The sequence below is a fragment of the Paraburkholderia tropica genome (genome assembly GCF_914484835.1).
In the GTDB taxonomy this organism is placed as follows: Bacteria; Pseudomonadota; Gammaproteobacteria; order Burkholderiales; family Burkholderiaceae; genus Paraburkholderia; species Paraburkholderia tropica_A.
Genome location: NZ_CAJZAR010000121.1, coordinates 1 through 11,652, shown reverse-complemented (window position 1 = coordinate 11,652; position 11,652 = coordinate 1). Strand labels below are relative to the sequence as shown.

Genomic DNA, 11,652 nt, shown 5'->3' with positions numbered 1-11,652 from the left:
GCACCTTGCGCGTTTGCGGCCGTCGCGGACGTCGCGACCGACGCCACGCGCGCCGACGCCTCGGTCAGCATCGCGCCCGCGAAGGCCGGCTGCGGCGCGCTCTTGCGCGCGCTCCACCACCAGCTCGCTTCGAGATAACCGCGCGTCGCGGCGATCATGTCGTGCACGAGCTTGCCCATCAGCCGGTATTCCCAGTACGGGAACAGATGACTCGCGCCGATCGCGATCATGCAGCCCACGACCGTGTCGATCGCGCGTTCGCCGATGATGCGCATGCTGCCCGGCGCGAGCAGATGGAACATCAGCAGCACGTAAGCCGAGGTGAACACGACGCTCGCCGTGTAGTTGAACAGCAGCAGGCTGTAGCTCATCACCATCGCCGCGAACATCGAGACGAGCAGCACGAGCGGCTGCTTCACGAGCAGGATCAGCGCGATGCTGGCGACGCAGCCGATCAGCGTGCCGACGATACGCTGCGCGTTGCGCTGACGCGTGAGCGAGTAGCCGGGCTTCAGGATGATGATGCTCGTCATCACGATCCAGTACGCGTTCGTGAGCGGCAGCAGGCGTCCGAGCCAGAAGCCGACGGCCACGGCGATCGTCACGCGCAGCGCGTGGCGAAAGCTCGGCGAGGCCATCGTCAGGTTCGAGAAGATCTGCAGCCAGGACACGCGCCGGTTCGTCACGAAACGCGTGAGCGCCTCGTCGATGCGCACTTCGGTGTCGGTGGTCGGCACTTCGCTCGCGAGGCTGCGGCGCATGCGGTCGATCAGGCGCGTCGCGCTCCAGATGCGGCGGAACGAAGCCGAGATCGCCGCGTAGGCTTCGGGGTCCTTCGCGGGCAGCTCGCGCTTCTTGAGCAGCTCCAGTTCGTATTCGATCGCGCGCAGTTCGGCCTTCACGTTGACGTTGGCGCGCGGCGCTTCGTTCTGCAGCACGGCGAGGCCGATGTCTTCGAGATCGGCGGCGGCCTTGCGGATCAGGTCGCGATAGAACACCAGCAGATCGGAGCCGCCGAAGGTGTTGCGCACGAGCGGGTAGTCGGTGTGCGCGCCCACGAACAGCTCGTGCAGATCGACCGTGTTGATGAAGAGATTGAAGTGCATCGCGCGGCGCGCGTCGATCTTGCCGCTGCGCAGCTTGGGCAGATTGCGCAGGACGATGTCGCGCGCCGCGTCCTGGCGCTCGACGGCCGCGATCTGCTTGGCGACGAGATTGCGATAGCACTCGTCGAGATCGTTATCGAGGTCGTAGAACTGCGCGCGCGCGAGCAGATAGTCGGCGCAGGCGAACACGCTTTCGGCGAGCGCCTGCTGCTCGATGCGATCGAGCATGAGGCGGCTCACGAGCGTCGACCAGCCCGTGTACCAGAGGCCGCCCAGCAGGATCCACAACGCGTTGATGAGCGCCTGATGCGGCGTGAAGTGCTCCTCGAGCGTCATCACCATCATGAACAGCGTGGCGAAGCTGATCTGCGGCCAGCGGTTGCCGTAGACGACGATCAGCGAGAGCACGAAGGTGAGCGGCACGACCGTGGCCCAGAGGGCGATCGGGCTGAAGGTGGCGAGGCCTGTGGCGTAAGCGGCCAGAAAACCGATCGCGCTGCACGCGAGCATCTCGTTGCGCTTGTACTTGAGCGGGCCGGGCATGTCGACCACGCAGGCGCCGAGCGCGCCGGTCGAGATCGTGAAGCCGAGGTCGCTCTTGTCGAGGACGAACAGGCACAGGATGGCCGGCAGTGAAATGCCGACCGCAATGCGCAGACCGCCGTAGAAGTACTGGCTATAGAGGAATTTCCTGATTTCTACGGAGTAGCGCATCGACTGCCGGTGGTATTCGAATGCGGCCGGGCGCCGCGGACTGTGGCGCTGAGTGTATCGGATTTCGGGCGCGATCTGCCCATCTCTGTATGCGGGCTTTCCCGCCACGCATGTGCGCGCCGCGCCACGTGCGAGCCGGTGGCGGCGCGGTCGATTTTTCTGCGTCGTTCGAGCGCGGCTGGGTTGCGGATTCGCCGATGGTCAATCGACGCGACGATCAATCGACGCTCAGGCTCGATGCATCGCCGAGCAGCCCGTGCGTGCCGCGAATGCGGCGCATACGCGTGCGATACCAGAAGGTCCACGCGAGCAGCAGCCCGAACACCACATAGCCGAGGATCGGCGAGACGACCAGAAAGCGCTCGATCGGCCAGGTCGCCGCGAGGTAGGTGCGCAGCGCGGCGTCGGCGCAGAGGCCCGCGCCCCAGACGAGCGTGAGCAGGCGCATTGCGGCGGCGAAATTTCGGTTTTCGGTCCACAGCAATTCGAGCCGCGCGACGCCTTCGCGCGTCTCGCGCGCGACCGTGGCGCGCGTCAGATAGAACACCAGCGGGCGGCGCGCGAACAGCGAACCCAGGAACGCCACGCCGATCGCGCCCGAGGCGAGACTCTCGCGCATCAGCAGCGCGCGCGTGCCGCCGCCGAAGGCCATGGCCGCGAGCGAAAGGACGATGCCGAGCAGGATGACTGCGGAGAGCGCGTCGATGCGCCGAAAGCGCACGAGTTCGACGGCGCTCCAGGCGAGCGGGGGAATGGCCGAGGCAATCAGGCCGCCGACTTCGCCCCAGTAAGGTTGGGCGAAGCGGTACGCGACCCACGGCAGCAGCAGATTGACCGCCAGTTCGGCGACGAATGCTGGACGCAGCTTCATGAGATGCGTGCTCCAAAAAGGGTTGCAGAAAGTATGCGGCAAATCTCCGATGAACGGCAATGCGCGGTGCAGCGCCATCGGTCTGGCGGACCGCATATCGCGTGCCCGTCGGGCGAACGACCTTGCCGGGGCGTTGCGCGGGATCGCATCGCGGCGGCGCGTGTATGCGAAACTGGCGGGGTAACCATCGATCGACCGCCATGTATCCCCGTCAACCTGTCCCGCTGCACGAAATCGAACTTACCGCCGTCCGGGCGCAGGGCGCGGGCGGTCAGAACGTGAACAAGGTGTCGAGCGCCATCCATCTGCGCTTCGATGTCCACGCCTCGTCGCTGCCCGATGTGCTCAAGATGCGTCTGCTTGCGCTCTCGGACCGGCGCGTCACGCACGAGGGCGTGGTCGTCATCAAGTCGCAGGAATATCGTACGCAGGAACAGAATCGCGCCGCCGCGCTCGAGCGGCTCGAAGCGCTCATCGACAGCGTGAGCGTCACGCGCAAGGCGCGGGTGGCGACGCGGCCCACACGGGCGTCGAAGGTGCGCCGCCTCGACGGCAAGTCGCGGCGCGGCGATCTCAAGGAAGGGCGGCGGCGCGTGCAGGAGTGAATCGCGCGGCGCGTGCGTCTGCGCCGGAAACGAAACGGGCGGCCTCGAAGGGCCGCCCGTTTTGCTTTCGGACATGCAGAACCGGCGGAACCGGCGATATCAGTGCGCCGTGCTCGGCACGTCGAGGATCAGGACGATGGTCCAGTCGGCGTCGCCTTCATGGTGATACTGGCGTTCCGCGACGATGAACGGCTGCTGCTTGCCGTCCGGGCCGAGGAACAGCACGTCGCCTTCCATCGGCAGGCATTCGATCGGGGGCAGCGCGAGGAAGGCCTCGGTGCCTTTGCCGCGCGGCATCAGCTTTTCGATCTTGCGGGATGCCGCTTCGGTCCATTCGATGTCGAGCTGGATGTTGCTCATCGTTCTTTCTCCGCGCGTGTGGCGCACTAACAGTGGGTGAATTCGAGGTGCGCGACTTTAGCATAACCCGCGCGCGGGCCGGTTCGCAGGCCGATCGGCGTCCAGACCATGAAAAAAGCCGAGGCCGGATGACCGGCTTCGGCTCGATGTGTCTGGCTCGCGGCCAGCAGGCGGTGCTCACCGGGCGCTATGCCAGGCGCAACGCCATAAACGACTGTGCGCCAGGATTGACGCGAGAAATTACTGCGCCGCCTTCTTGTGGCCTTTCTTGTGGTGCTTCGCCGGCATTTCGGATTGCGCCTGGGCGGCGGCCTGCTGGCGCGACTGCAGATCTTGCGCGCGTTGCTCGACGTCGGCGGCCTTGGCGGGGTCGGTGCTCATCGTGATGCCGTTCTCCGATTGTGCGTAGGCGGCGCCCGTCAGCGCGGACAGCGAAACCAGGACTGCGAGGGACACTTTTTTCATCACGACCTCCGAAGGAGTGGTTTATGGACCCAGCCGGCCTGCCGAGCAGGATTGGCATGTCATTCTAACGATCAAATAGTCGCTCCAGATGACATCGCATAAGGCGTGCGCGCATCTGTTACACATTGTTGCACTTGCTGTCGCATGCCGTCGCGAGGCGGCCAGACGCTAGAACCAGCCGATCATCCGATAGACATAAAACTGTGCAATCCCAATCAATTCGTGCAGTGCGGTTTCGGCGGCCTGGAGATTCTTCAGGCGCGGCAACAACCCCGTGCGCACGTGCCGCACGCTCGAGACGGCCGGCGCCGGCTCCATGCCGAAGCGATGGAAATCGAGCATCGCGCGCGGCATGTGATACGCGGAGGTTACAAGGAAGAGCGTATCTGCGCGCTCGGCGTGCACGAGCGGCTCGACGTTGCGGGCGTTCTCCCACGTCGTGAGGCTGCGGTTTTCGAGCAGGAGGTCGGCGGGCGGCACGCCGGCGCGCAGCAGCAGGGGCGCATAGGTGTCGGCTTCGCTCGCGGCATGATGCTGCGGATTGCCGCCGCTCACGATCACCCGGCAGACTCGGCCGGCCGCGCGGCAGCGCGCGTCGAGCGAGGCGGCGAGCGCGATGCGCGCGTAGACATCGTGCTTGGGCACGAGCGTGCCGTCGTCGCCGGTTTCGGTGCCGCCGCCGAGCATGACGATCGCGGTGCGCGCACCGAATGTCTCAGGTGCGGTCGAGGCCGGATCGTAGGGAGTACGATAGACCGGTGGCTGCGCGAGATCGACGAGCGGTGTGGCGAGCCAGCCGGTCGCGAGCAGTCCGAACAGGACGATGGCGGTGCCCGCGACGAGCCGGCGTCCGTTGCGCCACAGCACGAACAGCGCAACAAATAGAAAAAATATTCCGATTAGTATCAATTTGAATGAGGTAACGTATTGTTTTCGGGATGAAGCGTGCATTGCGCGCGTGCGCCGCCGCTGCGGCAGCCGCGTCAGGCATGCCGGAAGCAAGCGGCCATGCCTGGCCCGGCGTCGTTTCAGGCCGGTGCGTGCGGGATGGCAAGCGCTTACCGCGGGGGCCCGAATAACCTGCAGTCCTTGCCACGGCGCAAGGCACGGCGGCGCACGCGGCCACACGCCTCGCAGCGCCCCTGCATCGCGCCGCAGCAGGCGGGATTGCCGCAGGACTGCATTTTAAGAAAGAAGTGAGATGACCACGTATTCCAACGAAGCAGTACTCGAAGCGCTGCGGCGGGTGCAGTATCGGCAGGTCCCGTGGGCGCGCCGTCCAGAAGTGTTCCAATATCTGCGCAATCTCGGTCTCATGGATATCGTGAGGCAGCGCACCGTCGCGCCGGCTCCCGGCTTTCACGCCCCCGTCGACATCGCTGTCCTCACCGACCGCGGCCGCGCCGAATTCGCACGCCTCGCCCGCGACGAGCGCACGCTCCACTGGACCGATCAGCGCATGGCCGATTACGTCGACGAGAGCGCGCCGCAATCGTCGGCCGCCGAAGCACGTCCCTGAGTTGAGCGCCGAGCGCGCCTGAGCGAACGTCGGCGCTCACTTGCCACTCGACTCGCCCGACGGTCACACACGGTTCCCGAGCCCACCCGGAATCGCGCGCCGCCTACCGCTTCACCGCTTTTTATCAGCGCAAAAAAAAGCCCGCATCGAAAGATACGGGCTTACCGGAATTACTGCTGCCACGCTGTGCTTAATGGCAAAGAAGTAGACCGGCTTCGGGCACAAGAGGTTCCCTGTTTCGGTTCCCTGTTTCACGCAAGCCTGGCGGTCGCGTGCTCACTGAGCATGCGGTGAGCTGGCGCGCGCCTTCGCGCAGGCTCGTGCTGCCTCAGCGGCGTGACACGCCGGGCGGCAGCGAGCGCGGCGGACCGCTGCGGCGCGCGTTGTCGGCGATATCGCCACGCAGGTCGCCGCGCGGAACGGGCTGGTTCACGCCCTCGGGCATGCCGCCGGATTCCGGCGGCCAGGCGTGCGCGCCCGAGCGCGACATCGCCCAGCTGGCTTCGCCGGGACGCGGTGGCTGGGCGGTGGCGTTCAACGAGACGATCGTCGGCACCAGCGACGCAAGCAGAGCAAGGGCGGACAGCGAAACCATGACGCCCCGATTGCGCAGAATCATGGATTTCATGGCAGCCTCCCGTCAGTACGGGTAGATGACGTTTGTAGACATGCTCCTACGCTAACGTCAGAGGCGAAAGGGTGCTGTAAATATTGGTAAAGAGATGTTTCGCGCGCACCGATTTCGGGCGAGCGCGGCGCGCGAAGGTGCGAAAAAGGCCGGGCGTGGCGCGCGGCGATCAGGCGAGCGGCGGGTTAACACCAGGCGCGCAGGCTGACAAATGGCAGGCGGGCGAGCGGCAGGCGAGCACCATCCACCGCGTCGATCGGCGTCGGAGCGGTCGCCATCGCGTTTCAGGAGGGAAGTCCGCGCCCAGCATCGCGGCGGAAGAATCGCCGGACGCGCGTGGCGCCCGGCGGGAGAAAGCGGGAGGTCGTGCCGGTCAGGCCCCGGCGGGCGGGCTCAGCGTGCGCTCAAGCCATCTTGACGGGCGCGCGCCACGACTCCGGATTGGTCCAGAACGCGCCGCGCAGACGATCGCGGCTCGGCGGCGCCGGCGGCTTCGTGGCGGTGGCGCCGATGCGCCCGCGCAGCGAAATCTCGCGGCCGCTCGTGCCGAGGCGCTTCACGATCTCGGCGAGCGTGCCGTCGGCTTGCCACTCGTCGAAACGGCGGCGGCAGGTCGGCGGCGAGGGGTAGCGGCCCGGCAGCTTGGACCAGCCTTCACCCGTCGACAGCACCCACAGCACCGCGTTGACCACCGCACGCGCTTCGACGCGCGGACGTCCGCGCCGCTCGCTACGTGCCGGTTCTGCGCAGAACAATGCCTCGACCAGCGCCCACTCGTTGTCTCTCAAATCGTCGAACAGCATCATGTTTCACCTCAGCGAAGCTATCTCCGGTGCGCTGCCCCGCGCTGCGCACTCTTCATGTACTTCCGGCCGGTTGGCGGAGTACCAGGCGGAATCGGTTGTGGACGGGCCTGTCTCGAAAAGCGACGGACCGTCCGCCGATCCTGTGTCTGCCTTAATGCGAGAAGCGTGCCAGCTCGCACGCTTTCGTCTCGAAGCCGCGTGGCATCAAGCCCGCGCGGGTGCTTGCCAGGGGCGTATGAGACTCGAAAACGCATCGCCGGGAAATCGGGAGAATCACCAATCTTGTGCAAACAGGCCCTCCAGGCGTGCGATCGGGGCCGATTGCTGCACTGCGTCGAATAATGGACTGTGAGATTCACACGACGGTAATGATCGGTTCGCCGGGCCGAAGCTGGCATAAAATTGCATGAATAGGAACTATTGATGAGGCGGGCAGATGAATGTGACGTTGCGGCAACTGCGGGTGTTCATCGAGGTGGCGCGCCTGCACAGCTTTAGCCGCGCGGGCGACGAAATCGGCCTCACGCAGTCGGCGGTGAGCCGCTGCGTGCGCGAGCTGGAAGCGGAGATGGGCGTGAAGCTCGTCGACCGGACCACGCGCGAGGTGCAACTGACCGACGTCGGCGCAAATCTGATCGCGAGCATTCCGCGCCTGATCGGCGATCTCGACGACGCGCTGCGCGAGATCCGCGAAATCGGCGAACAGCGGCGCGGCCGCGTGGTGGTGGCGGCGAGCCCGACGGTCGCGTGCCGCCTGATGCCCGAGGTCGTGGCGGTCTGCGGGCGGCGCTTTCCCTACGTGACGCTCGGCCTGCGCGACGACGTGCAGAGCGACGTGGTGCGCAAGGTGCGCTCGGGCGAGGTGGATTTCGGCGTGATCATCGGGCCGCTGGGCGGGCAGCCGGTGGCCGACGATCTCGAAACGGAGCTGCTGACCACCGATTCGTTCTGCGTCGTGGTGCGCGACGATCATGCGCTCGCGCGGCGCGATGAGGTGGACTGGCGCGCGCTCGACGGCGAGCGGCTCGTGATGCTCGATCACGCGTCGGGCAGCCGTCCGCTGATCGACGCGGTGATGCGCGAGCAGGGCGTGCATGCGCGCGTGGTGCAGGAACTCGGGCATCCGGCCACCGTGTTCGGGCTGGTCGAGGCCGGCGTCGGCGTGAGCGTGCTGCCGTGGCTCGCGCTGCCGGTGCCGTCGGGGTCGTCGCTGGTGGCGCGTCCGCTGGTGCCGCGCGCGGAGCGCACGGTGGAACTCGTGCGGCGGCGCGAGCGCTCGCTGTCGCCGGCCGCTGAGGCGGTCTGGACGCTGATCCGCGAACTCGACGCCCGCCCGGAAGCGGCGCGCAAAACGGGCTGACGGCGCGGAAAACCGCGGGACGCGCTGCGCGACTAACGGCAGAGCACGGCGTCGCTCAAAAAAATCGCGCGCTACACTGTCGAGCTTTCGCCGGTGCGATGGGCGTGACGGTTTTTCGATCGCCGCGTTACCCGATTGCCCGCGTCGCCGCGTCCGGCAAAACGCACTTCACGCACTTCACGCACCGCGTCCGCTTTCAACCCGCCAAGGAAGGCTCGATGTCCGCATCTGCTGCTGCTTCGTCCGCTAGTCCGTCCACGCCGCTTTCGTCCGCTTCCTCCTCGCTGGATCATCCGCACGACGCGCCTGCCGCAGGCGGCCTCGCGCGCGACGCCGTGCGCGCGCTGCGCTCGTCGCAGATCCGCGAGGTCGCGAACGCGGGCTTCGGCGTCGCCGACGTGCTGCCATTCTGGTTCGGCGAATCGGACCGCGCGACGCCGCCCTTCATCCGCGAGGCCGCGGCGCAGGCGCTCACGCGCGGCGACACCTTCTATACGCACAACCTCGGCATCGCGCCGCTGCGCGAGGCGCTGGCGCGCTACGTGAGCGCGCTGCACGGCCCGACGTCCGCCGACAACATCGCCGTGACGAGCGCCGGCGTGAACGCGCTGATGCTCGCCGCGCAACTCGTGGTGGGCGCGGGCGACCGCGTCGTGGCGGTGACGCCGCTGTGGCCGAATCTCGTCGAGATTCCGAAGATTCTCGGCGCGTCGGTCGAAACCGTGTCGCTCGGCTATGACGAGCGCGGCTGGACGCTCGATCTCGACGCGCTGCTCGCGGCGCTCACGCCCGAGACGAAGCTGCTGATGATCAACTCGCCGAACAACCCGACCGGCTGGGTGATGACGCGCGACGAGCAGCGCGCCGTGCTCGCGCATTGCCGCCGCCACGGCATCTGGATCGTCGCCGACGAGGTCTACGAGCGGCTCTATTACGGGGAGGCGGGCGAACTTGCCGCGCCGTCCTTCCTCGATCTGGCCTCGCGCGACGAGGGCCTGATCTGCGTGAATTCGTTTTCGAAGGCGTGGCTGATGACGGGCTGGCGGCTCGGCTGGATGGTCGCGCCGCGTGCCCTGATGGACGATCTGGGCAAGCTGGTCGAGTACAACACCTCGTGCGCGCCGTCGTTCGTGCAGCAGGCGGGCATCGTCGCGGTCGAGCAGGGCGAGGCCTCGACGCGCGCGCTGGTCGCCGACCTGCGCGCCTCGCGTGACCATCTCGCGGCGGCGCTCGCACGGCTGCCCGGCGTCGACGTGAAGGCGCCGCACGGCGCGATGTACCTGTTCTTCCGCCTCGCGGGCGCGGAGCGCAGCCTCGATCTGTGCAAGGCGCTGGTGCGCGAGGCGGGCCTCGGGCTCGCGCCGGGCAGCGCGTTCGGACCGCAGGGCGAGGGTTTCGTGCGCTGGTGCTACGCCTGCGATCCGGCGCGCCTCGACGCGGGCGTCGAGCGGCTCGCGCGCTACCTCGAACGAGGTGGGGAACGCCACGTCGCGCGCTGAAATCGCCCTGTCATGCGCACCGCATCGTTGAGTGCGCTATTGACGCAAACGGGTTAAAACGCGCCTGAAGCCGTCTTTACGCACCCGGCGTTTTTGCGTAAGATGGCGCTCAGTCACGCGATTCCCTGCGGGAATTTCGCTGCTCCGTCCGGCTGGGTCTGGCACTTTGCCTGCTTCTGCGTTGTTTGCGGCCCCCCGGTGCGTGCTCCCATCAATATGACCGATCAGAATCGGGCGAGCGCGTCTCCAGTTCCACATCGTCTCTGTCTGTCTGATCCGGTTCCTTGAACCTGGTTTACCTTACTTAGGGTCTGAGCTGGCTGCATGAATACCCAAGAGGCGAAAATCGTCCTCGAGACTGCATTGATCTGCACGCAGGAGCCGCTGAAAATCGGCGATCTGCGCAAACTGTTTGCCGACGACATTTCGGCCGACACGGTCCGTAACCTGCTCGAAGACCTGCGTCATGACTGGTCCGGGCGCGGCGTGGAACTGGTGGGCCTCGCGTCAGGCTGGCGCTTTCAGAGCAAGCCGGCCATGCGCACGTACCTCGACCGCCTGCATCCCGAAAAGCCGCCGCGTTATTCGCGCGCGGTGCTCGAGACGCTTGCGATCATCGCGTACCGGCAGCCGGTCACGCGCGGCGATATCGAAGAGATTCGCGGGGTGACCGTCAATACGCAGGTCGTCAAACAGCTCGAAGACCGTAACTGGATCGAAGTCATCGGTCATCGCGACGTACCCGGACGTCCCGCGCTTTACGCCACGACGCGTCAGTTTCTCGACGACCTCGGGCTGAAGTCGCTCGAGGAACTGCCGCCGCTCGACGATCCGTCGAATCAGCTCGGCGAACAGTTGCTCGCGCAGCACGCGATCGAGTTTCCCGACAGCGAAGTGGCGCAGCTGATCGCCGCGGGCGTGCCGGAAGGCGAGGCGGCGCAAGCCGCGGCGGCGGAAGCAACGGGCATGGCCGATGCGTCGGCGCAGGCAGTGCAGGAAGACTCGCTCGAGGTCGTGGAACACGCGCAAGCCAGCGTGGACGCGATCGCGGCAGGCGCTGCGCAGGCCGGCGTTGAAGAAAACGGGGAAGAAGCCGTCGTGGCGCATCAGGATGCGCCGGCCGGCGACAACGCCGTGGCCGAAGAAGCTCACGCTTCTGCCGCCGAGGCGCAAGCCGGTGTTGAAACGGCGGCGAGCGCGGGCGAAGAAGTCGACGCAGAAGCAACGGTAGACGCAATCGGCAACGCAGAGGGCGAACACGCGGCGCACACGCCGTCCGCCGAGGCGGATCGCGCCGCCGCGCATATCACGGAGCCCGCCGGCCACCTTGCCGGCGCGCCCGAAGAAGAACACGAAGACCGCCGCGACGCGGCGCAGGACGACCCCGTCTGAGGACGGACTACGTAGCCGCCTCGCGCGGCGTCTGACGCAAGAACACTTTTGACGCGCCCCCGCAGCGGGCGCGCAACCTGACATTTCGAGGTTGTTTTGACTGATATCCACGACACCGATTCGGCCGACGCGTCCGAATCCGCGCGTCGCGCGTCATCCGCGCGCGACGACGAATCGCGCTCCGCCGAAAGCGCCGCGCCCCACGCGGGCGAAGGTGCGGCCGAGGGCGAAGACCGTCCGCGCCGTGGCCTGCGCCGCGGTCCGCGCAGCCTGATCGCGCGCCGCCGTGCTGGCGGCAAGGGCAAGGGCGCCGCTGAAGGCGCCGCG

11 protein-coding genes and 2 pseudogenes are annotated in these 11,652 nt (G+C 66.9%); 6 read left to right on the top strand and 7 right to left on the bottom strand.

Going from position 1 to position 11,652, the window contains the following annotated elements:
* Both LDO54_RS38775 and LDO54_RS38770 read right to left on the bottom strand, forming a co-directional pair.
* A partial coding sequence (locus LDO54_RS38775; protein ID WP_224018440.1) for an FUSC family protein occupies window positions 1–1,820 on the bottom strand: 1,820 nt, incomplete at its 3' end.
* 217 nt (window positions 1,821–2,037) lie between these two features.
* Window positions 2,038–2,691: a VC0807 family protein gene (locus LDO54_RS38770; RefSeq protein WP_224018438.1), complete on the bottom strand. Its 654-nt coding sequence runs from the start codon at window positions 2,689–2,691 to the stop codon at window positions 2,038–2,040.
* Window positions 2,692–2,891: 200 nt separating this feature from the next.
* On the opposite strand from LDO54_RS38770, the gene arfB reads away from it, so the two are divergent.
* A complete protein-coding gene (gene arfB, locus LDO54_RS38765) occupies window positions 2,892–3,296 on the top strand; it encodes an alternative ribosome rescue aminoacyl-tRNA hydrolase ArfB (RefSeq protein ID WP_224018436.1) in 405 nt (134 codons plus the stop codon).
* Window positions 3,297–3,395: 99 nt separating this feature from the next.
* Here arfB and LDO54_RS38760 read toward each other — a convergent pair whose 3' ends face one another.
* From LDO54_RS38760 to LDO54_RS38750, 3 genes are all read right to left on the bottom strand, one after another.
* Window positions 3,396–3,656 carry a DNA-binding protein gene (locus tag LDO54_RS38760; protein WP_224018434.1) on the bottom strand — a complete coding sequence of 87 codons (261 nt, stop codon included), beginning with the start codon at window positions 3,654–3,656 and terminating at the stop codon, window positions 3,396–3,398.
* Between the two features lie 240 nt (window positions 3,657–3,896).
* Window positions 3,897–4,121: a hypothetical protein gene (locus LDO54_RS38755; protein ID WP_224018432.1), complete on the bottom strand. Its 225-nt coding sequence runs from the start codon at window positions 4,119–4,121 to the stop codon at window positions 3,897–3,899.
* A gap of 168 nt (window positions 4,122–4,289) precedes the next feature.
* Window positions 4,290–5,072, bottom strand: coding sequence for a YdcF family protein (locus LDO54_RS38750; RefSeq protein WP_224018430.1), 783 nt, complete (start codon window positions 5,070–5,072; stop codon window positions 4,290–4,292).
* A 250-nt stretch (window positions 5,073–5,322) separates the two neighbouring features.
* Here LDO54_RS38750 and LDO54_RS38745 point away from each other — a divergent pair, with 250 nt between their 5' ends.
* Window positions 5,323–5,640, top strand: a complete 318-nt coding sequence (locus LDO54_RS38745; RefSeq protein ID WP_224018428.1) for a hypothetical protein — start codon at window positions 5,323–5,325, stop codon at window positions 5,638–5,640.
* 328 nt (window positions 5,641–5,968) lie between these two features.
* On the opposite strand, the gene LDO54_RS38740 is transcribed toward LDO54_RS38745, so the two are convergent.
* Window positions 5,969–6,268 (bottom strand): hypothetical protein, encoded by a 300-nt coding sequence (locus tag LDO54_RS38740; protein ID WP_224018426.1) that lies wholly within the window; start codon window positions 6,266–6,268, stop codon window positions 5,969–5,971.
* A 407-nt stretch (window positions 6,269–6,675) separates the two neighbouring features.
* Window positions 6,676–7,071: pseudogene (locus LDO54_RS38735) on the bottom strand (transposase); the annotation flags it as partial.
* 439 nt (window positions 7,072–7,510) lie between these two features.
* On the opposite strand from LDO54_RS38735, the gene LDO54_RS38730 reads away from it, so the two are divergent.
* The 4 genes and pseudogenes from LDO54_RS38730 to LDO54_RS38715 form a co-directional block, all read left to right on the top strand.
* The gene (locus LDO54_RS38730; RefSeq protein WP_224018424.1) at window positions 7,511–8,434 is read left to right on the top strand and encodes a LysR family transcriptional regulator; all 924 of its coding nucleotides are present in this window, start codon (window positions 7,511–7,513) and stop codon (window positions 8,432–8,434) included.
* A 218-nt stretch (window positions 8,435–8,652) separates the two neighbouring features.
* On the top strand, window positions 8,653–9,933 hold the full coding sequence (locus LDO54_RS38725) for a pyridoxal phosphate-dependent aminotransferase (protein WP_224018422.1): 1,281 nt from the start codon (window positions 8,653–8,655) through the stop codon (window positions 9,931–9,933).
* Between the two features lie 324 nt (window positions 9,934–10,257).
* Window positions 10,258–11,325: an SMC-Scp complex subunit ScpB gene (gene scpB, locus LDO54_RS38720; RefSeq protein WP_224018420.1), complete on the top strand. Its 1,068-nt coding sequence runs from the start codon at window positions 10,258–10,260 to the stop codon at window positions 11,323–11,325.
* A gap of 96 nt (window positions 11,326–11,421) precedes the next feature.
* Window positions 11,422–11,652: pseudogene (locus LDO54_RS38715) on the top strand (23S rRNA pseudouridylate synthase B); the annotation flags it as partial.